Consider the following 25891-nt stretch of genomic DNA (forward strand, 5'->3'; position numbering starts at 1 on the left):
GTCTGGTTCGGCGGCTAAAATCCCCGAGCCAACTGAGGCGCGTACTGCGATGACATCGACCTTAATCATCAACTACCAGAATTTGGCTCCCTGCGATGGCGAGTTGTATCTACTGCCAGCTTTCTACCCACCCACCATTGCAGATGGTTATTTGCGCAGCTTGCTGCAAAACCTGGCCTGGCAAACCGAACAAATCCATATCTTCGGGCGTTGGGTGCCGGTACCGCGCTTGATGGCCTGGTACGGCGACCCGGGCGCCGACTACCGCTATTCCGGGGTAGATCACCAACCCTTGCCCTGGACCAGCGAGCTACAATCCATACGAAGCGACGTCGAAACCATTTGCCAGCAGCCTTTCAATAGCGTTTTGGCGAATCTGTATCGCGACGGCAAGGACTCGATGGGCTGCCATACCGATAATGAAAAAGAGCTGGGGGCGAATCCGCTGATTGCTTCATTAAGTTTCGGCGAGACGCGATTGCTGCGCTTTCGACACGCCCGCAGCTGCACGGTGCTGGATATCGAGCTAAGGCACGGCGATTTGCTGATCATGGCCGGCGAGTTGCAGCACCATTGGCGCCACGAACTTCCCAAAACTCGCCAAGCCAAGCAAGCCCGGATCAATCTGACTTTTCGGCGGATTGTGTCAACGCCCACTTCGCCCGCGCTATCCGCAGCGCGTTAACCTTATCGACCACCAACTTTCTGAAATCCTGTTCCGCCGGTAGCTTGCTAATTACGCGAGTATTGTCACCATCCAGTTTAACCAGATAGTCTTGGTTTTCGGCAAATACACTAACCATATCCCGGTTGTCGCCGCGCCGATGAATGATGTATTTGGGCGAGGTTTTTGCTGCACCGAACAATATCCCGTTCCAATCCGAATAACATTGCTTGCCGGCGATCAAACCCTGCAAACTATTAAACACATCAATTTGTTGATATTGATTGTTTTCCACGCTTGCTGGCTGATCACCATCGACAATCACTAAAGGCACTTTGGCCGAAGCTTTATACTGGCCATATAACTCGACTTCGGCTTTTTTTAAGGGCGTCATCGAATGATGGTCGCCGACAATAATCAAGAGACCATTCTTGAAAAAGCCCTTATTTTTTAGTTCTTGATAAAACCGGCCTATTTGCTTATCGGTATAGGTAATGGCCGCCGATTCGGATTTTTCCTTAGTCTCTGGATTAATATAAGGATGATGACTGCTAACCGTTTTGATAAACAGCATAAAATTATTTTTTTTATTTTTCTCTATCCTATCCAAGGCTCTTAAATATAACGCCTCGTCCGGCGCGGCCTCAAAATGAAACCGCTCCCATTTATCGTACTCCGGCTGGTCGTGGCCTTCGATATAATCAAACCCTATGCTTTTTGCCCAGACTCCGGTATTACCAAACTCCAAATCCGCGGTAGTTAAAAATTCGGTTTTATAACCGTGCTTTTTAAGGATATTGGGCAGGGAATCTTTTATATTATAAAAACTATAAAACGACGTACCGCCGTCGTCGGTATAACTGGAGGGCGGATAGAGCGGCTGCAAGCCCGTCAGCAGCGCGACTTCGCCATCTTCAGTGATAAAGCCGTTGGCATAAAAATTCTTGAACGCTTGATGTTGGCGAGCAATTTCATCCAGATTGGGCGTCCAATCGTGGATGCCGGAGAAATATCGACTTTGATAAGCGGAAAGGGACTCCACCATCAAAATAATAATATTCTTAATTTCTACCGGCTGAGTTTGGCAGTTTATAGGCTCTTGAAAACTAAAATTATCGACATAAGCGGCGCTATACTGCGCAGCCTCGGATAATATGGTTAAGTTATAGTCAATGACGTTTTTATAAATCCAGGCATGGGCGTATTTTTCATTATCGGCAAACGCAGCGGCCAACGGTAAGCCAAGAATTAAGCAGATGGGCCACTTTTTGAAATAAGGATTTATGGATTTAAACCTTACCCACGAAAAATATAACGGCACAGCCAAGACTAATGCGCTAAGCCCAAGCATACCAAAATCGCTTAATCCATAAATTTGCTGAATATATTTATACGAATAATCCGAATATTTTATTGCGTCACCCAAAGCCAAATGGGTATTAAAATTAACGATAATGGCGTAATCAATAATATAAAGCGCAAACAACAACAAAGCCGCCAAACGTAATATTGCTGCCAGCCCACGCATGATAGTCGGCAGAAACGAAAAATACAGCAATATAAAAATACCGCCATAAATCAGCGCGTCATTACATAAAACCTGAGTAAATCCCAGAAAACGGGTGCCGGTATAGTGATAAATAAAATTATCGACATACCACCCTTTCAGCAGCAAGGGCGCAACCAAAATAAGCCATAAAACCGTTTTGCCCATACCGAGGAAGCAGTTGAAAATGCGGTTAATCGCGAGTTAACTTCAGGAAGTGGAAGATATCAACTTCAATCACACCGAATGCAGTGATCCACAGCAACGCATCGTAAGCATCCAGCCATTCTGACTGCATCAGCCAAGCCACGACCATACCGATCAAGCCAATAAATACCAGCACGGTGACCAACCAAAACGCCTGCCGGTGCCGCTCCACCAAAGCCGGCCAGCGCACTTCCAATTCGAGCAACACGATCAATCCAAACCAAAGCAAGGAGTTGACCACATCCAGCCATTCGTTATCGCGGACGTAGCTGCCGAACACCAGCACAATCACCACAATCAATAGATTCCGCACTGCGTGCAAGGTACGCTCGTTGAATGGCGAGGCCTTGACGGTTTCCAGCTCGAACATCACCAACAATATCACCCAGGTCAGCGCATCAACCGCCGTCGTCAGCGTATCGACCGCTGCGTATATGCCGATATTCAACGTCAACAAGGCCAGTATCGCCAGTTTGTATTTGGGGTAGGTAAGAAAAAACTCGGCGTTGGGCATAACGGTATGATTAATTGAGTCGAACGCCAAACTACTCATGGCAAAGGTTTGACGGAAAAGACATGAACCAAGACGGCGTCAGGCTGGCGCCGTCGTGACCAACAGGAATTATTTAACGAAACAGGCTTTTTCCGCCTCGGCATCAGCGTCTTTCAGCTTGGTGCGCAAATCCTTCGATTGTTTGGGATCGCGAAACGCCGCGCCGGCTTCGCCTGGAGTTTTTTGCATCTGGGTAAAGGTTTTAGCCGATTCGTATTCTTCGAAGCTGAGTTTTTCGGCGATTTTGTCGATTTTGCAACCGCAAGCGTATTGGCTGATATAGGTTAGGCCGCCGTGCTTGGCCACACATTCCAGCACGTACTCGACGCGGTCGCGGGTGGGATAATCATTGACCAGTGCCGCAGGCTCGCCGGCAGCGGCGTCCGGTTTTGAATTTTCCTGAGTAGCGGCGCAACCGCTTAGCAGCGTGATAACAGCGAGAGTAGCGAAGATTGATTTTGTCATGGTGCTCGTTTTTTCGTTATAGGGATATTAAATTATTGCTCGGCGGCGAAGTCGACAATCTGTCGTAATTGCGGGTTCATTTCCTTGGCGAATTTATTCAAGGCGGGGTTGCCCGTATCTTCCGGTAACAAATGCGTCCTGACGATGGTTTTACCTTCGAATTGATAGGTCACCACATTGCAGGGCATATAGCCTATCGCGTGCGGGGTGATTTCCAGCACTACTTTTGCCAACGTCAGATTGCAAAACTGTACCGTATCGTATTCCGGAAAGTTCGTGGCCCCTCTGTCGCGGATGACCTTCCCCACCCGACTGTGGCCGGTAATGCGAAAGTTATGTTCGGCAATCGCTACTTCCAGTTCGGTCAATACTTCGTCGTAGGGTTTGCTGGTTTCCACCTGATAATACGTCACTTCTTCGGTATGCACAGACTGCGCGGCACAACTTGCAATCAACGGCAGGCTTGCGAAAATGACGACTCTTTTAAACATCGGCAAAGCTTACCATCATGAACGGGCAAAACAAAGTGAGCGGCGTAGTGCTGGCGGGCGGTATGGCTCGGCGCATGCAGGGCCAGGACAAGGGCTTGTTGATATGCCATAACCGGCCCTTGGTGAGTTATGCGCTGGCCGCCATGAACCCATTGGTCAACGAGTTATTCGTCAGCGCTAATCGCCATCAAGACCAATACCGGCAATTCAATTATCCGGTCATCAGCGATGCCGAACTCAGCTTTGACGGACCGCTGGCCGGCATTCTGGCGGCGATGCAGACCGCTCAGCATCCGATATTACTGGTAGCGCCGTGCGATTCACCGTTGGTTGCAAGCATGCATTTGCAACGCTTGCTCGACGCATTAATAAGCCAGGATGCTGACATCGCCGTGGCTTTTGACGGCGAACGCTTACACCCGGTTTTCGCCGCGCTGAAAACGCGCTTGCAAACGGATTTACAGAACTACCTGCATAGTGGTGAGCGCAAGTTACAAGCTTGGTTTCACCGGCATTCACTGGTCGAGGTGGATTTCAGCGACTCGCAGCACCTCTTCGTCAATATTAATACGCTGGCGGAATTGTCGGCTGTGGAGCAATCGTTAGCCGAAATCTTGCCTCAATAGCGAGTTGATATTAGCCGCTCAGTGCACCGCTTTTTCACTGCTGACGATTAACAGCGCTTCTCCCGAGCGATTACCCAAAACCGTTGCATGCATACGCACCGGGATAATTTTCTGATCCTTGGTGATACGTTTGGTCTTAATACTTTTCACGCCGCCAGCAAGGATCAATTCCTGAATCAGTTGTTGGGTAATGCCCCTTTCATCGTCAGAGACGATCTCGGCAAACGTCATGCTGGCGGCGTCCAAGCTATCCCAGCCGTATAAGATTTCGGCGCCTTTATTCCAAGCGGTAATCTTCCCTGACACTTCAAACAGAATGATCGCTTCATCGGTGTCCATCACTATCGTGGCCAGCTTTTGCAAACAATTTAAACATTCCTGTTTTTCGACTTGGTGCTGGTGAACGTAATCGCGCTCGGTTAACGCGATTAACTCCCTGGCCGAGTTCTCGGCCTGGAACATACAAGCCGACGCCGAAACGTGCACCACCTTACCGTATTTGCTCAGCCGCTTGGCCTGAAACGACGGCAAGGTGTTACCCACTTTCAGGTTGCTTAAACCTTGCTTGGCAAAATGCTTTTCGTCGTCCGGAATCAGATTGTAAAAATTCATCCCCAGCGCTTCATGCGCCGACCAGCCATACAGTTTCTCGGCAGCATGATTCCACGTCACGATGGTACCGTCCGGTTCGAGCAAGGTAATCGCATCGTTGGAGAACTGTACAAATTTGGCCAACCTTAGCGTTTCTTGCTCCTCCCGCTTATGCAATTCCAATTGCGCGCTTTTCAGCTGATTGATGTCCACAAAAGTCAAAATAACGCCGGCATTGACTTTGGCTGAAACTACGTAGGGAATCACCCGCAATAGATACCAGGTACCGTTTTCAAGTTGAATCTCCTGATCGAAACAGTTGTGTTGATCGTTGACACCTTTAACGACAGCGATGACATCCAGATCTTTGATGGTATGCGTCAAGTGATAAAACGGCCGCCCGAGATCGGTTTCCAAAATATGGAATATCGACTGTAGTTTCGGAGTAAATCGCCTAATATCCAGATTCTCGTCTAAAAACAGCGTAGCGATATTGGTGCTATTGAATAAGTTATCCAAATCGTTATTCAGTAAGGTCAACTCGACTATCTTGCCCTGGTGTTCGGCATTGACGGTATAAAGCTCTTCGTTGACCGATTGCAATTCCTCATTCGTACTCTGCAATTCCTCATTACTTGCCAATAATTCTTCGTTGGTAGCTTGCAGTTCTTCGTTGGAGGTTTCCAACTCTTCCACCGTAGCTTGCAGGTTTTCGCGGGTAAACTGTAATTCTTGCTCTAAATCGATAATGCGTTGTTTGGCGTCTAAATTGACATCGTAGATCAGGGTTTCCGTCTCGCTAAAACAAGAAGGATCCACCGTCTCAGTAATCATCGCCGCCACTAAGATTTCTTGGCCCTTCTTGCCCGGCAGGGGTTTAAATTGCAGTCTAAACGTCCGTAAACTGTCCTGCTCTCTGACCCGAATATTGGACAACACAATTTCGTTATTCGCTTTTAAGGCTTTTTGGATACCTGTGGAAATGGGTATGGATAAATCTTTTTTAACAATTTTACTGACATTACTCACCAGTTTGCCGCTGGGATAACTCAAATAATCTTTAGAATCGCCGAAAATATGGGATATTTCCATATTCTCATTAATTATCATCGTAAACGGCAAGACATCATTAGATATTGCCCTAATGAAGCGATCCAATACTCTTTCTTCCTGACCACTAAGTGCATTCGAGGAGCGCACAGAAGTTGGATACGGCGAGTACGTCATTAAAGCACTGGGAGAGGCAGTAAAACCTAAGGATTTATATTTTCCTTTGGAGCGATATAGTTTTGATTTGGCGCTTGCCACATCGAAATACTCACCCATATCGCCTATCGTTTCACTGGTACCCAACACCAACAAGCCTTCCTTTACCAGAGAAAAGTTGAATAACTCCAATATCTTCTTCTGTAAAACAGGCTGCAAGTAAATCAACACGTTTCGACAGCTAAGTATATGAATATTGGTAAATGGCGGATCTTTAATCAGGTTGTGCTGGGCAAACACCACCATTTCCCGAATTTTTTGACTGACCTGAAAATAATCTTCCCGGCGAATAAAGTACTTCGATAGAAGCTTGGGAGGAATATCCGCAATAATACTTTCCGGATATTTACCGTTACTGGCTTTCTCAATGGCGGTTAGATCAACATCGGTCGCAAAAATCTTCACGCGAAAATAATGCCCGGAATACTCCCGATATTCCGACAACAACATCGCCAAGGAATAAGCTTCCTCGCCGGTTGAGCATGCGGTCACCCAAACTCGCAATTCGTCTTCTTGTAATAACTTGACGACTTTTTTCAACCAATGCTCACGAATATCGTCAAATACGTGCTCGTCGCGAAAAAAACTGGTAACCCCTATCAACAACTCCTGAAATAACACTAAAACTTCATGAGGATTTGTTTGCAATAAGTTTAAATACTCGGATATATCTTTTAAGTGATTGATCGATATACGCCGTTCAATGCGTCTAACTACCGTATTGGGTTTATAAAAGGTAAAATCGATTTTGCACTTTTCTCTAAGGATTGAAAAAATCCGCGTGATGTCACTGTCGTCAGACGAGACGATATTTTTTTCCTGTAAGGTGGCATAGGGATGCTTAACAAACGCCAGCAACTGACCGGGCATCTTCTCCGGCGGCAAACTAAAATCCGCCAAACCCGTAGCGAAGGCATTCTTGGGCATGCCGTCGAATTTGGCGGAATTTTCGTCTTGCACCATCACCATGCCGCCGAATTCTTTGATGGCACGAATACCACGTGTGCCATCACTGCCGGTGCCGGACAAAATGATACCTACCGCCAGTTCTCTGGCGTCCTCGCTCAAGGAGCGCAAAAATATATCGATCGGCAGATTAATCCCTTTGCTGGGATCTTGCTCGGCCAGCAATAACTGGTTGTGAAACACCGTGACGTTTTTCCGGGGCGGAATCAAGTAGACGGTGTTGCGCTCGATTTTCATACCATCCTCGATGCGCTTTACCGGCATGGCGGTATGTTTGGACAATAGTTCAGCCATCAAACTTTTATACTGTGGTGACAAATGCTGAATCACCACAAACGACAAGCCGCTATTGGCAGGCATATTCTTGAAAAATGCCTCAATCGCTTCCAAGCCTCCGGCCGAAGCACCGATCCCGACAATATACTGCGGCGGCACTTTTACAGTGTTTTCATTATCCATAAAACCATGTTATTTAATATCGATCGTTTAAATTAATAAAGCCTCTGGACAACATTACCCTCCACGCGGCGATAGAAAAATCAAGCCTTATTTGTGTCGCTGATCACGTCGCTAATATTTGTGATAGTCACGACTAATTTACGTGCTTTCAAATCAAACGATTCGCCTGCCGTATCGCTACCGTCATCCGCATTACCTTTAATCAAAGCAGGAAAAGCCAAATTCTTATCGCCTTGCAAACGCAACTGCAAACTTTTATGGGCTGGCGCTTTGAAAAAAGCATCAAAACGGTGAATAAATATATTTTTATCTTCTTCGAAGATTAGTTTGGAAAAATGGGTTTTCTGCAATTTACTGGCTTTATAACCCAACATATCTGCAAACGTATGATTTGCTTGCTCTATAAAACCTTGATAATCCAGGGTGATAATACCCACCGGAACGCAATGGTAAGTAAAATTTAACTTATTATTTAGGCGGGATAACTCAAATTGCGCTTTTTGCAGCTCTTCATTCTGCATTTGCAATTCAATTTGGTAAACTTGTAAATCATAAAATAGACGCTGGATTTCTTCCGGCGTAATACTACTGATTTCTTGCGGCGTGAAATCTATAATTTTCTCCGCCATTTCTTTTAATTTAGCAGCATGAGAATCTAATGTCATAACAGTATTTCCTTATTAATTTATATTTATTTTTTGAAAAACTTAGTGGAAAATTCTAGTTCCCACTATTTCTACTCCCTATCGATTCGTCCACTTCTATCCTCTTCGGATTTTACCGATACCTTACCTGCAACTTATTGAATTAAAACCTGACGCAGCGCCCAGCACTGGGATTGTAATACAGAACAGATACTCGAGCGTTTGCTGCGTAGTGTTTGCCCGCCTTAATATCCCTACTTTTTACTTGAACATTTATTTCAAGCGGTGAATTTTTTAGTTCCCGAATAAACAGATATCCGCGCAAATAAACCACCGCCTTTTCGGATCAAACACAAGCAAACGCAGCGTAGTTTTCCGCAAAATATCAGCACTGGCAAACACTACAATTAGTGGCGTTAATATCCGACCGATCAAAGGTTGTGTCATTTACGCCGCATTATGCTAACGTAAATTTTTTTTTGCTTGGAACCACGATGAAACGATCCACTCTCGCCATCATTCTGACATGCTGTTCGTCGGGTATTTTTGTCCCATCAGCCTTTGCAATCACTACGCCGGCAGAGCAGGATAAATTGCGCATTCATACCAGCATGCCCCGAAGAACCAGCGATTCGCTGTTTTCATACACGGCGGAATGGCGTATCGACGATGGGGAGCTATATCGCTCTACCGGCTTGAGCTTTCTGAATGCACACAAGTTTGATGATCCGACACAGGCTCACGCGGTCACCAAAAAACTACTTACATCAATGAAAGACGGCATGATTCAGCTCGATCCGAATTGGCGCGGCATCACTATTACCCAACCGCCGGAACAAGCAGAATTAATCATCGCCAACAAAACCGGCTATTCGTTGACCACGGTAACGGTTAGAGATTACAGCAACCAAGGCTTGCGTTTCGATCTTGCCGATAAAAATTTCAACGCCGACGGCGTGCAAGTGGCTTTTGATCTGGTGTTCAGCGCGGATGTGGAATATCTGGACGGCTTTTCCTCGAAAAAAGCCCTCACCGCCTCACAAGGCGAAATCGAGATTAAGATAGACGACCAAAAACCGATTCATATCAAAACCGACGGTAAAACCACTCGCGAACTCGAGCAAGAAATCGCCAAACAGTTGAGCGTCTCGCACCTTGCTGAAACACCGCTTTATCCTGGCATGGTCAGCAACGATACCCGTAACAACAAGCCATTCGATGGCAGCGAAGTGCAATTTTTAAATCTTGCCGCCAAATCGATTGCCATTGACATTACCGACCCCGCCTTGGGCGTACTCGCCAAGTTCAAATTCAAAGACGACAATCATTCGGTGAAGGTCGTGGAACCGCGCTTCATGCTTGGCGCGTTGGCCTTGACGGTACTTTTAGCCATTATCTATTTTCGGCGCAAAAACCAGCAGAAATCGATATAACAGTTCTAATCTCCGGGTGGCCCAGGGCGCGCGGCCACCCGGCTTAAGTTTTAAATCAATGCCCGGAATGTTCAGGCTGCTTATCGGTGACGCTGGTTCTACGCAAAATATAGCGATCAGCAAGTTTGCCGGTGAACCGGTTGCCGCTAGTATCCAACTGAATCAACGCATCTTTTTCAACCAGATATTGCTGGGAAGTTGCGCCATTCTTTGGCGTCAAAACCAGAGTGTTGGCTTTTTCGCCAGGGGCAAACTTACCCTTTTCAGTAAACTCCCTTTCCGATTTCCCCAAAAATTGGGTCATCAGCAGATAACTGCCATTTTTGTTCAAAGCCAGCGTGGTTTTCACGCCGATGCAGTCGGCACAAGGGGTTAAGCCAGTATAAATCCCCGGCCAATCCATACTCTTGTGTTCGTGATGAGCATCCTTGTCGTCAGTCCCCGCCGTTTCGGCAAGCACTGGATTAAAAGCAGAAATAGCTGCCATCACCAGAAAAATGACCAGATTTTTTTTTAATTTTGATCTAACTGTTCGCATATTTGCTCCTGAGCAAACCGTCGCTAATAATAATTTTTTGAGTACGTACCACGCTGGAAATCCTTTGTACACCGGAGTTCATTCACGAAAAGCCTGGCTAAGGAAAAATCTGCAGTAGACACCCCATGCCCACCGTTTGATTTCTATTCATTGACCTAAGCGCATACAGTTGCTCTCTTAAAGCCCCGCTTACAAAACCTCAGGATTCCAACTACCTATTGTGGCATAGCTGCAAAGGATTGACTGATTTCAATCAACAAACATATTTAACGGAAGCAACAAAGCTTTAAAACGGAAATACCGATAGATTCAAACCGATCATCGCGACATTCATTACAAATCCGTAGTTAGCCATGGTTTTGCGGAGTTTCGACTTAAACATCGCCACGGCAGCCAACGCTAAGCCAACCAGATCCATCACGATAAAAGCCACCACTAAGAAGCGTAAGCCATCGCTGTTGGAGACGCCATCCGTAGCGGCATAGATCGGAAATAAAATAAATAACCAGATAACAAAGTTACAAGCTGCCAGCAACAACGCCGCATTAGAAAACCCAAGTAATCGAAATTTCACATGGCGGGGCGGCGTTTCTTGAAATTCGTTGATCGGTTGATTCATTGTGGCTACCACGGTTTAGTGATTCGACACGGACGCTTGCAAGCAGTTTTTCGGTGTTTCATGCCAGCGGGTCCCGTTAACTTTTTTGGGGCAAACTATCGGTTTGCACCAAATAGTGACACGACGACTTCGCCATTACCAGTTTTTTGGCTTTTTGGCTCACATCAGAGATTTCCAACCGCACAGGGTTTCTAAATTTCCCGTTCTCCATGTCTTCCCCGCTCCGGTAAATACCGAGGCCGTTCTCGGCGCGCTTTCAGCCCACCCTCCTCTAACAATTAGTACCGCTGATTTATTGCTTTCGGTTAGCCCGGCGCTAAAGGTATGATTACCCTAGCAATCAGATGGTAAAGTCATCAGTAAGAATGACAAAGCCCCTGCTGTTCATGCCGTTGGTTGCCAACCTAATTCCTATCAAAACGCATACAAGAAGGAAGGATATGAACAATCTCTCAGAAGAAGAACGTCAAAAAATTTTGCAAAGCTCACCGGTGGGCACTTGGGCGCTAATGTTGATAGTCGGCGGCGGCATGGTCGTAGCCTGGCTGTTGATGTACTACGGCATCTTTTTGCCTCGCGGCCATATTGGTTAAGGGGGAGACATGCATATCGATAAACTGGAAAAAAACTGGGCCGGTATCTCGTTGGGGATAGCCGGCCTGTTTGTGACCGTCATTTTAGGGTCGGCGTTTTTTCACGGCATTCACGCGCCGAGTAACGTCGAAACCATAGACTCCGCCAAACTGCATCTCTCCGCCGAGTTCGCCGAAGACAAGCTGGGCGTACAACATAATGCTAACGGTAGCGTCACCGTGCGCATGGTGGCCGGCCGTTACGGCTTTTATCCAAAAGAACTCACGCTGCCGGCAGAAACTGAAATTACCTTTCGCTGGGTCAGCCTGGACGTCATCCACGGCGTGCATATGCCAATGACCAATATGAGTACGATGATCGTACCCGGCTATGTGGCGCAGGTAAGCACCGCCTTTCATCATGCCGGCGATTATCCCGTGCTGTGCAACGAATATTGCGGCATGGGCCACGCGCATATGTGGAGCAACATCAAGGTGGTGAGCAAGGCGCAATGGGAAGCGCTCAACAAACAAGGGGGAGCAAATCATGGATAACGCAGCGGAAAAAAAATTGGCGCTGACCCATTTCTGGGTAGCGTTTGGCTCGTTCGGGCTGGCGGCGGTGATGGGCCTGTATCAGGTCATCGAGCGCAGCGGCTTTTTCGGCTTTCTGGAATCCCGAGAGGTGTATTACGCCTCGGTCAGTACCCACGGCGTGTTGATGGGCTTTGTCCTTACCACCTTCTTCATCATGGGCTTTGGCTATTATGTGGCCAACACCACCTTGAAACTGCCGGTGTGGAACAAGACTTTTGCCTGGACCGGCTTCGGCGTGGCATTGACCGGCGTAGTCTTGGCGGCATTGCCGTTGCTGCTGGGCCAGGCCTCGGTGCTGTTTACCTTTTATCCGCCATTGATGGCGCATCCGCTGTTTTACATCGGCGCAACCTTATTGGTGGTCGGCTCCTGGTTCTGGTGCGTGTCGATGATTGTCATGTACATGCAATGGAAAAAGATCAATCCGGAGCAACCCGTACCATTGGCGATGTTCGCCACCACCGCGAACGCCATTTTATGGCTGTGGACCAGCGCCGGCGTAGCCGCCGAAGTGTTGTTCCAACTGATACCCTGGGCTTTGGGCTGGATCGATACCATCGATGCCGGCTTGGCGCGCACGCTGTTCGCCTGGACCCTGCATCCTATCGTTTATTTCTGGCTGATTCCCACCTACACGGCGTTTTATACTTTGGTGCCCAAGCAAGCTGGCGGTTTTTTGTTCAGCGATGAGATGGCCCGGGCCGCATTCATCTTATTGGTGGTATTCAGCTTGCCGATCGGTTTTCATCATTTATACATGGACCCGGAACAAGGCCACGGCTGGAAAATCCTGCATGCGGTCGGTACCTTTGTCGTCACCCTGCCAACCTTCATCACCGGTTTTACCGTGATTGCCTCACTGGAAATCGCCGGTCGTTTGAACGGCGGCAAGGGCTTGTTCGGCTGGATTGCTGCCCTGCCCTGGAATAATCCCATGGTATTGGCCATCATTCTGGGCTTGTTGATGCTGATCTTCGGCGGCTTCGGCGGCTTGGTTAATGCCAGCTACGCAATGAACGCGATGGTGCATAACACTGCCTGGATTTCCGGACACTTCCACCTAATCTTCGGCGGCACCACCATCATCATGTACTTTGGCATTGCCTATTATTTCTGGCCGATTTTGACCGGTAAACCACTGTTCTGTCCTTCAATGGCGGTTGCTCAGCTGTGGAGCTGGTTCATCGGCATGATCATCATGACTACCCCTTGGCATATTCTGGGCTTGCTAGGCCAGCCACGCCGCATCGATAGCGTCAATTACAACAATCTGTTGACGATTTCCTGGGAACCCTACGAGGTAACGATGATTTTCGGCGGTTTGATCCTGGTCGTTTCGGCCGGCATGCTGGTTTACAACCTGTATAAAACCCATCTCGGCAGCGAAAGTTATCAGGGTGAAGTGGAATACGCCGAGCCGATTCACGCGGTCAGTAATCTGCCCGGCTATCTAAACAACTTCACCTTATGGAATATCGTGATCGGCGTGTTCATGCTGATCGCGTTCGGCTATCCGATCCTGCAATTCTTCTTGATGGAAACCTTTGGTTCAGGCAGATGGGGGGTCTGATCATGAAAAAACTCATTCTAAGCGCAGCATTATTGTTGCCCAGCGCGGCTTTTGCCCAGCCTTCCTCACAAGTCGCCTGGACTGCCGAACAGTTAAATTTCGTGAAAGCCGGCAACCCGCAAAAAGGCGAAGAACTAGCCAAGGCTTGCAGCGCCTGTCACGGCGAAAAAGGCATCAGTATCTCGGCGGCGTTCCCGTCGCTAGCCGGGCAATTGCCGACCTATTTGTACAAGCAATTGCAGGATTATGCCGACGGTAGCCGGGATAACGCGATGATGTCGGGCTTGGCCAAAACCCTGAGTAACCAGGACGCCGCCGATTTGGCGGCATGGTTCGGCTCGCAACCGCCAGCCTTCCAATCGAAAACAGTAATGGTCTATGAAAAAGCCGAAGCCTTGGTTAAAAACGGCAGCCGTGAGCGGGTGTTACCACCTTGCGAAGTCTGCCATGGCGGCGACGGCAAGGGGCAAGCCGTCGATATTCCGGCCATCTCCGGCCAAAATGCAGATTACATCTCGGCCACACTGCATGCGTTTAAGGAAGGCTCTCGTCACAACGACATCTACAGCCGGATGCGCATCATCGCGCAAACCCTGACTGATGAAGAAATCAGCGAACTGGGTTATTACTACCAAAATATCAAAAACTAGTAACATGCTTGGCACGGGAGGCAAGGCTTTTGCCTCCCGTTTGAAACCTTGCGCTAAGCGATACCCTGCTCAATAACCCGGAAAACATCTATGTCTGATCGCAACCAAACACCTGTTAAATATGCGTACAAAGGCGCCAATCTGATCAGCTTCGGCCTCTCGATCAAATTGCTGTTCACCGGTTATCTAACGACGATAGCCGCCGGTTATTTAATGGCCTTAATCCAGATTTTGTTTACCCACGGCATGGCCGACGGCAAATTCGGTTTGTCGATGGACGATATTGTTTACAGCTACTATGGCGACCGCTCCGGTTCGGTGTTGGAATCCAAATTGAATGGATCGATGAAATACAACGCACCGGAACAGGAGCGTTTCAAAATCATTCAATGGGTCAGGGATGGCGGTGACGAAGCGGTTTATAACAAGGACATCAAACCCATCGTCGAGCAATTTTGCATAGGCTGTCATAGCGCCAATGCCGGTTCGTTGCCGGATTTCACCAAGTTCGAAAACTTAAAAAAGCTGACCGAATCAAACGAAGGCGCAACCTTTCAATCACTGACCCGCCTGTCGCATATCCATTTGTTTGGGATCAGTTTTATTTTTATGTTTGTCGGCATCATTTTCAGTTTTAGTACCGGTGTGCCTTGCAAATATAAATACCCCGCCATCGTGATGCCTTATTTGTTTCTACTGATTGACATCGCCTCGTGGTGGCTGACTAAACTCAATCCCCACTTCGCCTTGTTGGTGATTGTCGCCGGGGCCGGCTTGGGCGTTTCCTTTGCCTTTATGTGGACCGTGTCCATGTATCAAATGTGGATACTGGGCGGCATTCTGAAGCAATCCGACCGCCGCAACGCGATATTGCGCGATTGACTGCTGAGTTGATTGGTGGGGCGCCGGCAAATTTTTAGGCGCCCACTTGGCGATGACAGGCGGCGAATTTAATCGGTAAGTTGTTCCGCAGTGGCTAGAATTTTCGCTAAATCGTCATTCTGGCTGTCGAGTATTTCCAGACAAACCGCCTCATCCAACCCCAGCAAGTCCGGCACTTCCTCCGGACACACCTGGTTCGATGCGTCGCCTATGCCTAAACGTCCCAACAGGCAATCGCTGTAAAACGTCAGCAGATTCAGTTGGTGGTTTTCGCCGCGATAGAAGGGGTTGTGATGGTGATAGACAATATCGGTAATCATGCGCGGCATCGACCACACATTCATCAGCCAGGCGCCGATTTCGGCATGATTCAGCCCGAAGGCAAAAGTTTCCAGATTGAAAATCGCCAGACTGGGATTGGCGGTGATCAAGCCACTCAAATAACTGAATTCGTCAGGAAAACGATGCCCCAGTAACGGGAAACCAATATTGTGCATCAAGCCTGATAAAAACAAGGCTTGCGGCTCAGGTCGCGTAGCGGCCGGCATAACAGCGGCCAACTGCGCCATCAAGCGGGTGCTGGCCAAGGCATGGGTCCAGAACATCCGCGTACCTATCTGCCCTTCCTTTGGCGATTTCAACGGTGCCAGCACCGCCAAACCCAAAGCCAAATCCAATACAAAATCAAACCCCAACACGCGAGTAATCGCATCATGTACCGTCGTGATCTGGCCGCGATAACCGTAGAGCGCCGAACTGGCCCAACGGGTAATTTGCGCTGTCAATAAAGGGTCGAGTTCGATGATGTCGGCTAATTTGCGCGCATCCGCGCTGGGATCGGCGATCAGATTCAATATGCGCAGCGCGCTGCCGGGCAAAGGCGGCAGCGCTTTAATCTGGGCGATAGTCTCGCGCATGTCGCGCGGCGGGGTCAAACCGTTGCGTTGCCGGCTGCCAACGTTATCAAGCGTCCAGTTTATCAGGTTGGATTCCATCATTGCCCCGCCACTTAATTTAGATTGAGTCGGTTAAGTTTACGGTACAGCGTTCGTTCACTGATATTCATTTCCGCCGCTATCAACTTGCGATTCCCCTGATACTTGCTGATCAAACTATTGATAAACTCCGCCTCGAATTGCGCCATGCTGTTAATTGGCGGGGAATATGCATCGCTACTTGCCTCACTGGCGGCGGCCGGCTCCCCTACTGCTTGGCGCTGCATAAAATGTATGTCGGCTTCTTGAATGCTTTTATCCTGACACAAGCCGGCCGCCAATTGCAGACAGTTTCGCAGCTCGCGAATATTGCCGGGCCAAGCGTATTGGATAAGCTTGATTAAGGCCGATTGCGTCATTGTATAGCCGCTATCGGCCTCGGTGTTTAACTGCGCTAAAAAATGATCGATCAATAAGGGCAAGTCCTGTCTACGCAGCCTCAGTGGCGGCACTTCGACCGGAAACACCGATAAACGGTAGAACAAATCTTCGCGAAACCGACCGGCTTTGACCATGTCCGCTAAATTTCTATGCGTAGCACATACCACTCTGACATTGGCTTTTTGCATCGCCGTGCCGCCTACCCGCCGAAATTGGCCGCTTTCCAGGGCGCGCAGCAGTTTGGGCTGTTGCGACAGCGGCAAATCGCCAATCTCGTCGAAGAACAGGGTGCCATTGTTAGCTAATTCGAATAAGCCTTTTTTTGCAGATGTCGCGCCGGTAAACGCACCCTTTTCATGCCCGAACAATTCGCTTTCAAATAACTCTTCGCCCAGAATCGTACAATCGACAATCACAAAATTGCCATCCGCCTGCCGGGAATGGCTATGCACAAATTCCGCCGCCAATTCCTTACCGGTGCCGGTCTCACCCAGCAATAATACCGGTGCTTGCGTATCCGCCGCCTGTTGCAGCCGAGTTTTATATTGTGCAAACGCCGCCGACTTACCGATCATGGCCGGTGCCTCGTTGCCTTTTGCCGCGGATCTTTTCAACACGGTTAGCGTTTCGCCTAAATACAATGTGGCATCGGCATCCAGCAACGGAAAACCGCGCGCACTGAAAGAACGCTGGGAACTGGCATCGTTGGTGTCGGCAAAAATACCGGCGTAGGCTTCCAGAGTTTGAAATAAGCGCTGATGGCGGCAATTGCGGTTTTCGACGCAGCACGGTTGGCCGACCAAATTCTGCCGCATGACGCCAAAACTCTGTTCCCAAGCGCGATTCACTGCCACGATGCGTAAATCGGCGCCGATTATGATCAGCGGCAGATCATGAGTTTCCAGCAACGATTCCAGCGTAAAGGCACTGTGCGGCATAAATTCCTATCAATGTTTTCGGTGTTGTTAGCGCGTTAAAGGCCATTTAAACCCTTCAGCCCTTGGCATCAATGTTGCGCAATACCGCTAAGGATAACTCATTCATCACCAGGGAACATCTATCAAAGTTGGTCAACTGCCGTTATGAACACGCCTATGTTTTAACCCTAGGGCAAGCGAAGCAGCATAACTATAGACTCAGATGCGCCTACTGGGTGGGTCATCAAAACCGCGATGGCGAGAATGGGCGCCTCATTCATCCCACAACGATCAGGTGTGCCGGTATGCGAGCCACCACGAATGACCGCAATCCAGTGAAAAAAGGGAGGTTAAGAATTTCAGGAAAATGCAAAAGATGATGGGCAACAACGATATGACAATCGTTGGCATACTGCAGCGTCGGGGCTTACTAACAAACGGAGGGTGTCCTGAATTTTGTGTAAACGGGTTTTGTTAGTGGTTTAGCATTCTGTCTTCAAACTGAATGCTAAACCGATTTAAAGCCGCTTTCCAGTCATGTAATGGCATCGTCCATTTTTTACTGATATTCATCAGCGCCAAATAGAACAATTTCGACAAGGCCTCGTCACTGGGAAATGAGCCGCGATTCTTGGTGGTTTTCCGCAAACTCATGTTCACCGACTCAATAGCATTGATGGTGTAAATGATGCGGCGTATCTCCGGCGGATAGTCAAAGAAGGGAATGATCCGATCCCAATTGCGCCGCCAAATCTGGGCAATCGGTGGATAGGCCTCGTTCCACTGAGCCTCGAATTCTGACAGGTTCTGCTCAGCGTCGGTGACGGTGACGGTGGCGGACTGGTAAATCCGCTTGAGATCATCGGCAATCTGCTTACGCATCTTCCAACTGACATAGTTCAGGCTGTTGCGGACTAGGTGGACGATACACAGTTGGACGGCGGCGTGTGGATAGAGGGTTTCTATCGCTTCCGGGAAGCCTTTCAAACCATCGACACAGGCAATGAAAATGTCTTGGACGCCGCGATTCTTTAGGTCGGTGACGACTTGCAACCAGAACTTGACGCCTTCGATTTGGGCGATCCATAAGCCCAGCACTTCCTTTTCGCCGTTCATATTGATGCCAATCGCCAGATAAACCGCTTTGACGCGCACGGCACCGGTATCGCGCACTTTGACGTGGATGCAGTCGAGATAAACGTAAGCGCCCTATAAACCACGCCATTGAATTTTTCTACAAAGCCGTGCGAATTTGGTTAGGCCGTTGGATTGGCGAGGTGCCAGGGCAGCAATGCCTCAAAGTCTTCGACGGTTTTGGCCAGGGGCAACTGACGGAACAACGCCGCCAGATAGGTGTAAGGTTCGATTTGGTTGGCTTTGCAGGTTTCGATTAGCGAGTACAGATTGGCACTGGCCTTCGCGCCGACCACCGTGTCACAGAACAACCCGTTGCGGCGACCGACGACAAACGGGCGTATGGCGTTTTCACCGAGGTTGTTGTCGATGGGCCAAGCACCGTTTTCCACAAACCGAATCAGCTTCGGCCATTGCGACGACAGCTAATGCAAGGCCTTGCCCAGCAAACTGCCGGGCGTGACCCCATGCAGATGTTCGACCAGCAAACCTTCGATATTGGCTAATACCGGCTTGCTGTGCTGTTGACGCTGCAGCGTGCGCTGTTCGGCACTCAGATCTTTGGCTTTGGCCTCAATCGCATACCGTTCACCAATCGCGGCGATAAACTGCGTCGCCAGTGATGCTGATCCACGCGCGGCTTTGGGGATGGCCGCTTCTGCTTCGACAAAATAGCGGCGCGCATGCACCCAACAGCTGATGTGAATGGCACCTCGCACTGTCGCAATAGCGTTATACACCTCATAGCCGTCGCTCATGAGAACGGTGCCAGGCAGGATGCCTTCGTAGAGGGGTTGCGCATGACTTCCGCCACGACCGGGCGTGTAGCTAAACAGCCGAATCGGCGGTCCGGACCCGGTCATTTGCGCCCACAGATAGCTTTTACGTTGCGCGGCACGTCCAGCTTCCTTGAGCACTTGCCCCCCCCGGTTTCGTCGCCCAGAATCAGATTGGCTTCCAGCAGATGATCACGCAGCAGATTGATGATGGGCTGCACCGCTTGACCGACTCGCACTGTGCTGGCGGCCAGCGTGGTGCGCGACAGATCGCCGCCGAACCGGCTAAGCAAGTTGGCTTGCCGATACAACGGCAGGCTATCTTGGTATTTAGCGGTAACGATCCAGGCCAAGGCCGTTTCGGTCAATAAACCTTTGGGAATGATGCGCGCCGGTACCGGCGTCACGCGAATGCTATTGTCGCAGCAGGGACAGGCGTATTTGATGCGCTGATGCTGAATCACCCGGACCTGTTGCGGCACAATGTCGAGTTGCTCGCTGATGTCCGCGCCAATTTCCACCAGCGTATGGCAGTCATGCGCGCAGACCCGCTCAGCTTCCGGTAGCTCATGGCGCACGATCTCGCGCGGCAGGAGGGGATCGAGCGGCTTGCGGCCGCGTTTCTGGCGGCTGTGGCCGGCCACCTCAACCGCTTCGGGCGTCGCTTCCTCGGCCACCGGCGTTCCATTGGGTGCCAGCGCTTCAGCTTCGTTCAGGAAGAGATCACGCTGATCGGGATTGCGCCGCGCCTCGGACTTGGCGGCATATAGACGATGCAGAAAAGCATCCACACGTTCCTTCAACAGATCACGCTCGACCGTCACTAACCGTAATTAATTCGCCAGCCGCTGCTGTTCATCCACTAAGGCCTGCGTGTCCGTTAACAAGGCTTGATAGTCTTCGGTGGACAGCGTGATGGCGGTCGTCATGCCGCTATTTTACTGGATTTAAGTCATTGTTTCAGCTTGATTTTGTATAGATACGCGCCGAATGCGGGCGCATCGCCGCCAAGTCAATGCCGGCTAACAGCCAGTGCAGTTGCTCCACCATCAACGTGACCACCGCCGCCTCTTTCGGCCAACGAAATCGATCCGCTTCCAAGCGCTTGAGCATCAACCAAAAACCCGTGCGATCCCACAACAGCAACTTGATCCGATCCCGGCGGCGATTACTGAACACATAAATCGCCGGCTCGAAGGGGTTCAAGCCCAATGCCTGCTCGACCAACACCACCAAGCCATTTATGCCCTGTGGGTATTGATAGCCTTGCGACCATCGATGGGTTCCCGGTGCAGGTAGACCTTTAATCCCGGTTTGAAACTGAACATGGCAAGGCCGCCAATGCATTCAAAAGTAACGGCAAATCGCTGAGTGCGACTGACTGTAATGTGAGTTTAACGCCGTTGGGCAACGTCGCATTGAGCGCTGATTCAGCCGGTTTCGCTTCGCTCAGTGAATGAATGGGCATAAAAGCCGGCAACCCGGCTGAACTGTTCGGAGCAGAACAGGCCTCATCATGATAAAGTCCTATCCACTTACGTACTAGTGCTTAATTCCGTAAGTTAGCGATAGTATTTCGTAATTGCGCACCGCGGACCTCGCGTTTCCGCCATCGAAAAGGTGTAGCCGTTGGATTGTAAGCGGCAATAAAGTCTTCAATCGCTTGCCGCAGGGCTGCGATGTTTTGGAAACTGGCGCCGCGTAAAGCTTTACGAGACAGAATGCCGAACCAGATTTCCACCTGATTCAGCCAACTGGCTGAGGTGGGCGTAAAGTGGAAATGGACATTGGGATGCTGAGCCAGCCAGGCGTCGCATTTTTTGTGGGTACAGTAATGTCCAGAATCACATGCAACTCTTGGCCAGCCGGCGTCTCGGCAACAATCGTGTCCATGAACCCGAGAAAATCTTCACGCCGCTTCGTTTCGGTTATCTGGGCGATGATGTTACCGGTTGCGACCTGCAGAGCTGCAAACAAATTCAGTGTCCCATGACGCTTATAGGTGCTCTGGAATCCGCGCGCGATCTTGCCACTGTCGGTTTCAACGTACCCGGTCATTCGTTCCAGCGCTTGGATACTGGGTTTTTCGTGGACACTGATGACTAAGGCATTTTCGGGCGGACTCAAATACAAGCCAACAATGTCCGCCGCCTTTACCGCAAATTCTTTGTCGGTACTGACGCACCAGGATCGCTGTCGTTGCAGACAAATCCCTTCCTTACGGAGCACGCGCCAAACCGCGTAAACCGAACTATCCAGGGCCTGAGCTACAGCGGGACCATCCCAGACGGCTTGTCCCTTTGGCGGTGGTAGCTCAAGGATTGCTAAGACACGCTGTCGAAAATGCTCATCATACGTCTTCGGTGCGCCCGGCCGACGTTCGTCTGACAGCCCCAAAAGCCCCTGAGCCATAAAGCGGTTTCGCCACTTGATGACCGTATTGGCCCGCGTTCGGCATTGCGCTGCAACCGCTTGGACTTGCGCGCCATCCAGGCAGCCCAGAATCATCCGGGCTCGCTCGACTACTCGAGCTTCTTCCGTACGGCTCGCTGCGCGTCGCTCTCACTCTGCCCGCACGTCCGCGGAACACTCAATTTTTGGGCTACTCGTGACATCCCTCCAAGATTACATTATTAGCACCTAATAACGCAACTAAGCACTAGAAGTTTTCTCCATCATTCATGCTAGGAACCACACGGTTGGAGTAATTTTGTGCAACACCCAAGCTCCGAGCTCGATCAATCGAGAAATTTTCTCGACCATCCAAGCTTTTTTCTCGATCATTTCACTTCAGAACTCAATCAGCCAAGCTCAGAACCCCAACACTGGAGTTATTTTGTCCAACAGCCAAGCTCTGTACTCAAACAGTCGAAAACCAAACCGGACTAACTACATCCCGAAATACTTCATTCCGCAAATTTCATCGATTGCCTTCCAGCCACCCAAGCCAGAGTCAGCGCCCGAATAAAACCCGCAACACCCGTGTATTACATTTCACAAAATCTTCATTTAGCAATCACAAGTTCATCACAAAATTTCCTTAGGCTGTACTTGCTTTACCCATAGCGATGGAAATTTCTCAACCCCATATGAACGAGCAGCCAGCGGCTTATAACAAAAACGCCCGCGCGGTCTCTATCGGAGCACTCTAAATGATTAAACAATCTGTTCTTGCCATGGCTTTGCTATCGGCAATTTGTACGCAAGCCGAGGCGGTTACTCTCAATGCCGACGGCGCTTGGCATGCGTTTGACGTAGACAACTCAGTATCTAACTCGGGTGGTTTGGAGTGGATAGACCTGGATAACAATGCGTTGAGCTTTGACTTTACCTTAACCGGCTCGGCGGTTTTGCGCGTAGTGGACGCCGGCTTCGCTGGTGATAGATTCAAGATTTTTAACACGGCCAGCGTAATCGGTGAAACCTCGGCCGCCGTTAACAATTATCCAACTTCTGTTTACAGCGATTTTGACTTGGCTTACGCCAGCTCAGACTACAGCCGCGGCGAATTTCTGCTGGGTGCCGGCAGTTACCAAATCAGCGGCCTGCTGATCCAATCCGCTCTGGATGATACCTCCACCGAGCTTAACGCCACCGTAGGCGCTGTCAGTCTGACCGCCGTGCCGCTGCCTGCCGCTGCCGGTTTATATGCCGCCGGGGCCGGCCTGCTGGGCTTGGTCTCTCGTCGCCGCAAATCCACTAAATAAGGGTTAAACCAATGAAATTAAACAAACTTGCCATCGGCATTGCCTTGGGTTTGGGCACACTGGGCGCGGCCAATGCCTTGACCACCATCCCCACCACCACGATTAAAATCGTCGCGTTCAACGACTTTCACGGCCAACTGGAATCGCCGGGTACCTTCCGGCAAACACCCACCAGCGCGGCAGCCACCAATATTCCGGTCGGCGGCGTGGACTGGATGGCCGGCTATATCAACGAATTGAAAAACCAAAACCCGAGCACTGTGGTGGTATCGGCAGGCGACATCATCGGCGCCACGCCGCTGGTTTCCGCGTTGTTTCACGACGAACCGACCATCGAAACCATGAATCGCCTGGGTCTGGAATTTAATGCGGTCGGCAATCACGAGTTCGACGAAGGCAAGAACGAACTGAAACGCATGCAAAACGGCGGCTGCCATCCGACCGATCCCAATTCCTGTCAAGGCGCATCCGTCGGCACGCCGGTGCCTTTTGAAGGCGCTGATTTCAAATTTCTGGCCGCCAACGTAGTCGAAACCGCCACCGGCAAAACCTTGTTTCCGCAATACGCGATCAAAGTGGTCGGCGGCGTGCGGGTCGGCTTTATCGGCATGACCTTAAAAGAAACCCCCACCATCGTCACCCCCACCGGCGTGGCCGGCCTGGAGTTCAAAGACGAAGCAGCAACCGTGAATGCGTTGATTCCGAAATTGCGGGCGCGCGGTGTGGAAGCGGTGGTGGTGTTGATTCACCAAGGCGGCACGATACCGGTCACCCAAAGCAAATCTACCATCAACAACTGCGATGGCGGTTTGGACGGTTCGCCGATTAAAACCATCGTCAACCAATTGGACGACGAAGTGGATTTGGTGATTTCCGGCCACACGCATCAAGCCTATAACTGCCAAATCGCCAACAAGGCCGGCCGCTTGATTTCGGTGACCAGCGCCAATTCGCAAGGCCGGGTATTAACCGACATCGACGTGGCCATCAATACCGCCAACGGTGAAGTCAGTAGCGTCAGCGCCGAAAACATCGTGGTTGATCGCAGCAACACCGCCATCACGCCCAACGCGGCGATTAAAACCATCGTCGATAATTACAAAGCCCTGTCTACTCCCATCGCTAATCGGGTGATCGGCAGCATCAGCGCGGCGATTACCCGAACCACCACCGCAGCCGGCGAATCGGCCTTGGGCGACGTGATTGCGGACGCGCAATTGCTGGCTACGCAAAACGTCGGTTTTGGCGAAGCCGTGGTGTCATTCATGAACCCCGGCGGCATCCGCGCCGATTTGACCTTCCCATCCAGCGCCGCTAACGAAGGCGACGGCAAGGTAACTTATGCGGAAGCCTTTACCGTGCAACCGTTCGGCAACACCTTGGTGACATTGACCTTGACCGGCGCGCAAATCCACACTTTGTTGGAGCAACAATTCACCGGTTGCACAGTCGGCTATCCAGCCGGCGCACCGGCTACCGGCCAAGCGTTCAACCGCATCATGCAAGTTTCCAACGGCTTCAGTTACGAGTGGAAGGAAAAAGGCACGGCTTGCGATAACGTCGATCCCGCCAGCATCAAAATCAACGGTGTAGTGGTAGACCCTGCCGCCAGCTACCGGGTTACCGTGAATAACTTCATGGCCGACGGCGGCGATCAATATTACGTGCTCACACAAGGCACTAACCGCCTGGGCGGCGCGTTGGATCTGGATGCGTTGGAAAACTACTTTACCGTCAATGGTACTGTAGCCCCCGGCCCGCAAAATCGGATTTTGCCGGCTCCGTAAGTTTTAGGGATTAGTTGTAAGCTCTGTAGTGGTACTCGGGCCCGCTGGTACGCGATACAGCGGGCTTTTTTTTGCCTGACGGATCTAGCGCTTAGTGATGATGCTCATGACCCATTTGCGCTTGTACCTTGATCACGAACGGGTCGGATTCCTTATCGCCCAAATCCGCAAAATCGATCACGTCGTAGCCGTCGATTGGCGTCGGTTGCCAGGGCGCAGCGCTTAAAGAATAAGCCTGCAACAGTTCGGTGCGCTCGGAAAGTTCGCCCTGTTGCCGTTCGATCAAGGCCGGTAACGCAAGGTCCAAACGCATCACCACATGCCATTCGGTATCGGCGACTTTACCTTGATATTCGCGGGTCGGGATGCCGTCGGTCCATTCTATTTCTCCGGCAGTCAGTTTGTCGAGCAGCTGGCTATCCAGCAGCAACGCCAATTTTTGCCAGGACGGCGTGATGTCCAGCATCCTTAGATCGCCGGCCTGAAATTCGATTGCCCGCTGGTCTTGGTGATACAGCTTACGGTGAATCAGCTCTTGGCCGTCACGCTGCCAAAGTTCGCCTACGCCCAATTGCGGCCGTTCTATTGTGATCTGCCGGCTATCGCGCCAGAAGCGCCAACTCACTTCTGCCGGCAATGCCTGGTGCTCGTCGTGTTCGTGCTCTGCGCCGGTGCGGGTGGTGACGAACTCGGCGGCCACGGCGGGCAAGTTTGCCGAAGACAAATCGGTGATGTTAGCGGCATGCTTGGCCGGTGCATGGCTGCAAGCCGCCAAAACGACTAATAAATTGAGACCAAGCAGTTTGGGTAAAAATTTGAAATGGGTGTTGAACATGGATCCTGCACTTTAGCGGT

General features: G+C 50.3%; 24 protein-coding genes and 3 pseudogenes. 10 read left to right on the top strand and 17 right to left on the bottom strand.

Annotated features, from left to right (window positions below; all coding sequences use genetic code 11):
* Positions 1 to 49: 49 nt before the first annotated feature.
* Positions 50 to 685 (top strand): alpha-ketoglutarate-dependent dioxygenase AlkB, encoded by a 636-nt coding sequence (locus tag DDY07_RS12605; RefSeq protein WP_171696164.1) that lies wholly within the window; start codon positions 50 to 52, stop codon positions 683 to 685.
* On the opposite strand, the gene DDY07_RS12610 is transcribed toward DDY07_RS12605, so the two are convergent.
* The 4 genes from DDY07_RS12610 to DDY07_RS12625 form a co-directional block, all read right to left on the bottom strand.
* A complete protein-coding gene (locus tag DDY07_RS12610) occupies positions 621 to 2378 on the bottom strand; it encodes an LTA synthase family protein (RefSeq protein ID WP_171696165.1) in 1758 nt (585 codons plus the stop codon). The two genes, DDY07_RS12605 and DDY07_RS12610, sit on opposite strands and share 65 nt — an antisense overlap.
* Before the next feature lie 25 nt (positions 2379 to 2403).
* Positions 2404 to 2970, bottom strand: coding sequence for a hypothetical protein (locus DDY07_RS12615; RefSeq protein ID WP_253734476.1), 567 nt, complete (start codon positions 2968 to 2970; stop codon positions 2404 to 2406).
* A 69-nt stretch (positions 2971 to 3039) separates the two neighbouring features.
* Entirely contained in the window at positions 3040 to 3435 is a 396-nt protein-coding gene (locus tag DDY07_RS12620; protein ID WP_171696166.1) for a hypothetical protein, read from the bottom strand.
* Positions 3436 to 3467: 32 nt separating this feature from the next.
* Entirely contained in the window at positions 3468 to 3926 is a 459-nt protein-coding gene (locus tag DDY07_RS12625) for a DUF302 domain-containing protein (protein ID WP_033155632.1), read from the bottom strand.
* A 17-nt stretch (positions 3927 to 3943) separates the two neighbouring features.
* Here DDY07_RS12625 and mobA point away from each other — a divergent pair, with 17 nt between their 5' ends.
* Positions 3944 to 4552, top strand: a complete 609-nt coding sequence (gene mobA, locus DDY07_RS12630) for a molybdenum cofactor guanylyltransferase MobA (RefSeq protein WP_171696167.1) — start codon at positions 3944 to 3946, stop codon at positions 4550 to 4552.
* An 18-nt stretch (positions 4553 to 4570) separates the two neighbouring features.
* On the opposite strand, the gene DDY07_RS12635 is transcribed toward mobA, so the two are convergent.
* Entirely contained in the window at positions 4571 to 7834 is a 3264-nt protein-coding gene (locus DDY07_RS12635; RefSeq protein WP_171696168.1) for a chemotaxis protein CheB, read from the bottom strand.
* Positions 7835 to 7914: 80 nt separating this feature from the next.
* Positions 7915 to 8499 (bottom strand): PAS domain-containing protein, encoded by a 585-nt coding sequence (locus tag DDY07_RS12640; RefSeq protein WP_171696169.1) that lies wholly within the window; start codon positions 8497 to 8499, stop codon positions 7915 to 7917.
* A gap of 473 nt (positions 8500 to 8972) precedes the next feature.
* Here DDY07_RS12640 and DDY07_RS12645 point away from each other — a divergent pair, with 473 nt between their 5' ends.
* A complete protein-coding gene (locus DDY07_RS12645) occupies positions 8973 to 9911 on the top strand; it encodes a hypothetical protein (RefSeq protein WP_171696170.1) in 939 nt (312 codons plus the stop codon).
* Positions 9912 to 9966: 55 nt separating this feature from the next.
* Here the strand turns inward: DDY07_RS12645 and DDY07_RS12650 are convergent, their stop codons facing one another.
* A complete protein-coding gene (locus DDY07_RS12650; protein WP_367650876.1) occupies positions 9967 to 10521 on the bottom strand; it encodes a copper resistance protein NlpE in 555 nt (184 codons plus the stop codon).
* Between the two features lie 214 nt (positions 10522 to 10735).
* Positions 10736 to 11068 (bottom strand): hypothetical protein, encoded by a 333-nt coding sequence (locus DDY07_RS12655; protein WP_033155638.1) that lies wholly within the window; start codon positions 11066 to 11068, stop codon positions 10736 to 10738.
* Positions 11069 to 11508: 440 nt separating this feature from the next.
* Here DDY07_RS12655 and DDY07_RS12660 point away from each other — a divergent pair, with 440 nt between their 5' ends.
* The 5 genes from DDY07_RS12660 to DDY07_RS12680 all read left to right on the top strand — a co-directional run bounded on the left by DDY07_RS12660 (position 11509) and on the right by DDY07_RS12680 (position 15339).
* Positions 11509 to 11661, top strand: a complete 153-nt coding sequence (locus tag DDY07_RS12660; protein WP_051669688.1) for a hypothetical protein — start codon at positions 11509 to 11511, stop codon at positions 11659 to 11661.
* Between the two features lie 9 nt (positions 11662 to 11670).
* Positions 11671 to 12195, top strand: a complete 525-nt coding sequence (locus DDY07_RS12665) for a cytochrome C oxidase subunit II (RefSeq protein WP_171696171.1) — start codon at positions 11671 to 11673, stop codon at positions 12193 to 12195.
* Positions 12188 to 13807: a b(o/a)3-type cytochrome-c oxidase subunit 1 gene (locus DDY07_RS12670; protein ID WP_171696172.1), complete on the top strand. Its 1620-nt coding sequence runs from the start codon at positions 12188 to 12190 to the stop codon at positions 13805 to 13807. Before DDY07_RS12665 ends, DDY07_RS12670 begins: the two co-directional genes overlap by 8 nt.
* 2 nt (positions 13808 to 13809) lie before the next feature.
* Positions 13810 to 14457 (top strand): c-type cytochrome, encoded by a 648-nt coding sequence (locus DDY07_RS12675; RefSeq protein WP_171696173.1) that lies wholly within the window; start codon positions 13810 to 13812, stop codon positions 14455 to 14457.
* Positions 14458 to 14547: 90 nt separating this feature from the next.
* Positions 14548 to 15339: an elongation factor-1 alpha gene (locus tag DDY07_RS12680; protein WP_171696174.1), complete on the top strand. Its 792-nt coding sequence runs from the start codon at positions 14548 to 14550 to the stop codon at positions 15337 to 15339.
* Positions 15340 to 15407: 68 nt separating this feature from the next.
* On the opposite strand, the gene DDY07_RS12685 is transcribed toward DDY07_RS12680, so the two are convergent.
* The 8 genes and pseudogenes from DDY07_RS12685 to DDY07_RS12710 form a co-directional block, all read right to left on the bottom strand.
* Positions 15408 to 16337 (bottom strand): HDOD domain-containing protein, encoded by a 930-nt coding sequence (locus tag DDY07_RS12685; protein ID WP_084153217.1) that lies wholly within the window; start codon positions 16335 to 16337, stop codon positions 15408 to 15410.
* Between the two features lie 11 nt (positions 16338 to 16348).
* Positions 16349 to 17653: a sigma-54-dependent Fis family transcriptional regulator gene (locus DDY07_RS12690; RefSeq protein ID WP_171696175.1), complete on the bottom strand. Its 1305-nt coding sequence runs from the start codon at positions 17651 to 17653 to the stop codon at positions 16349 to 16351.
* Between the two features lie 453 nt (positions 17654 to 18106).
* A pseudogene (locus tag DDY07_RS12695) lies at positions 18107 to 18832 on the bottom strand (IS256 family transposase); the annotation flags it as partial.
* Positions 18833 to 18888: 56 nt separating this feature from the next.
* Positions 18889 to 19062, bottom strand: coding sequence for a transposase domain-containing protein (locus tag DDY07_RS24450; protein WP_367650918.1), 174 nt, complete (start codon positions 19060 to 19062; stop codon positions 18889 to 18891).
* 45 nt (positions 19063 to 19107) lie between these two features.
* A pseudogene (locus DDY07_RS24105) lies at positions 19108 to 19629 on the bottom strand (IS66 family transposase); the annotation flags it as partial.
* A complete protein-coding gene (locus DDY07_RS24110; protein ID WP_367650877.1) occupies positions 19626 to 20366 on the bottom strand; it encodes a transposase in 741 nt (246 codons plus the stop codon). The gene DDY07_RS24110 and the pseudogene DDY07_RS24105, both read right to left, overlap by 4 nt.
* A 136-nt stretch (positions 20367 to 20502) precedes the next feature.
* Positions 20503 to 20889: an IS66 family insertion sequence element accessory protein TnpB gene (tnpB, locus tag DDY07_RS12705; protein ID WP_171696176.1), complete on the bottom strand. Its 387-nt coding sequence runs from the start codon at positions 20887 to 20889 to the stop codon at positions 20503 to 20505.
* A 202-nt stretch (positions 20890 to 21091) separates the two neighbouring features.
* Positions 21092 to 22137: pseudogene (locus DDY07_RS12710) on the bottom strand (IS630 family transposase).
* A gap of 557 nt (positions 22138 to 22694) precedes the next feature.
* Here DDY07_RS12710 and DDY07_RS12715 point away from each other — a divergent pair.
* Both DDY07_RS12715 and DDY07_RS12720 read left to right on the top strand, forming a co-directional pair.
* On the top strand, positions 22695 to 23249 hold the full coding sequence (locus DDY07_RS12715; protein ID WP_171696177.1) for a hypothetical protein: 555 nt from the start codon (positions 22695 to 22697) through the stop codon (positions 23247 to 23249).
* 11 nt (positions 23250 to 23260) lie between these two features.
* The gene (locus DDY07_RS12720) at positions 23261 to 25036 is read left to right on the top strand and encodes a bifunctional UDP-sugar hydrolase/5'-nucleotidase (RefSeq protein WP_171696178.1); all 1776 of its coding nucleotides are present in this window, start codon (positions 23261 to 23263) and stop codon (positions 25034 to 25036) included.
* 91 nt (positions 25037 to 25127) lie between these two features.
* On the opposite strand, the gene DDY07_RS12725 is transcribed toward DDY07_RS12720, so the two are convergent.
* Positions 25128 to 25871, bottom strand: coding sequence for a hypothetical protein (locus tag DDY07_RS12725; protein WP_171696179.1), 744 nt, complete (start codon positions 25869 to 25871; stop codon positions 25128 to 25130).
* Positions 25872 to 25891 lie beyond the last annotated feature (20 nt).

The sequence above is a fragment of the Methylomonas sp. ZR1 genome (assembly GCF_013141865.1).
GTDB lineage: Bacteria > Pseudomonadota > Gammaproteobacteria > Methylococcales > Methylomonadaceae > Methylomonas.

Coding starts and splice junctions, on each gene's coding strand:
- DDY07_RS12690 (WP_171696175.1), bottom strand. CDS start 17,653: ATGCCGCACAGTGCCTTTACGCTGGAATCGTTGCTGGAAACTCATGAT.
- DDY07_RS12725 (WP_171696179.1), bottom strand. CDS start 25,871: ATGTTCAACACCCATTTCAAATTTTTACCCAAACTGCTTGGTCTCAAT.
- DDY07_RS12680 (WP_171696174.1), top strand. CDS start 14,548: ATGTCTGATCGCAACCAAACACCTGTTAAATATGCGTACAAAGGCGCC.
- tnpB (WP_171696176.1), bottom strand. CDS start 20,889: ATGCATTGGCGGCCTTGCCATGTTCAGTTTCAAACCGGGATTAAAGGT.
- mobA (WP_171696167.1), top strand. CDS start 3,944: ATGAACGGGCAAAACAAAGTGAGCGGCGTAGTGCTGGCGGGCGGTATG.
- DDY07_RS12635 (WP_171696168.1), bottom strand. CDS start 7,834: ATGGATAATGAAAACACTGTAAAAGTGCCGCCGCAGTATATTGTCGGG.
- DDY07_RS12720 (WP_171696178.1), top strand. CDS start 23,261: ATGAAATTAAACAAACTTGCCATCGGCATTGCCTTGGGTTTGGGCACA.
- DDY07_RS12640 (WP_171696169.1), bottom strand. CDS start 8,499: ATGACATTAGATTCTCATGCTGCTAAATTAAAAGAAATGGCGGAGAAA.
- DDY07_RS12610 (WP_171696165.1), bottom strand. CDS start 2,378: ATGGGCAAAACGGTTTTATGGCTTATTTTGGTTGCGCCCTTGCTGCTG.
- DDY07_RS12620 (WP_171696166.1), bottom strand. CDS start 3,435: ATGACAAAATCAATCTTCGCTACTCTCGCTGTTATCACGCTGCTAAGC.
- DDY07_RS12655 (WP_033155638.1), bottom strand. CDS start 11,068: ATGAATCAACCGATCAACGAATTTCAAGAAACGCCGCCCCGCCATGTG.
- DDY07_RS12665 (WP_171696171.1), top strand. CDS start 11,671: ATGCATATCGATAAACTGGAAAAAAACTGGGCCGGTATCTCGTTGGGG.
- DDY07_RS12615 (WP_253734476.1), bottom strand. CDS start 2,970: ATGAGTAGTTTGGCGTTCGACTCAATTAATCATACCGTTATGCCCAAC.
- DDY07_RS12685 (WP_084153217.1), bottom strand. CDS start 16,337: ATGATGGAATCCAACCTGATAAACTGGACGCTTGATAACGTTGGCAGC.
- DDY07_RS12660 (WP_051669688.1), top strand. CDS start 11,509: ATGAACAATCTCTCAGAAGAAGAACGTCAAAAAATTTTGCAAAGCTCA.
- DDY07_RS12675 (WP_171696173.1), top strand. CDS start 13,810: ATGAAAAAACTCATTCTAAGCGCAGCATTATTGTTGCCCAGCGCGGCT.
- DDY07_RS12645 (WP_171696170.1), top strand. CDS start 8,973: ATGAAACGATCCACTCTCGCCATCATTCTGACATGCTGTTCGTCGGGT.
- DDY07_RS12625 (WP_033155632.1), bottom strand. CDS start 3,926: ATGTTTAAAAGAGTCGTCATTTTCGCAAGCCTGCCGTTGATTGCAAGT.
- DDY07_RS12605 (WP_171696164.1), top strand. CDS start 50: ATGACATCGACCTTAATCATCAACTACCAGAATTTGGCTCCCTGCGAT.
- DDY07_RS12670 (WP_171696172.1), top strand. CDS start 12,188: ATGGATAACGCAGCGGAAAAAAAATTGGCGCTGACCCATTTCTGGGTA.
- DDY07_RS12715 (WP_171696177.1), top strand. CDS start 22,695: ATGATTAAACAATCTGTTCTTGCCATGGCTTTGCTATCGGCAATTTGT.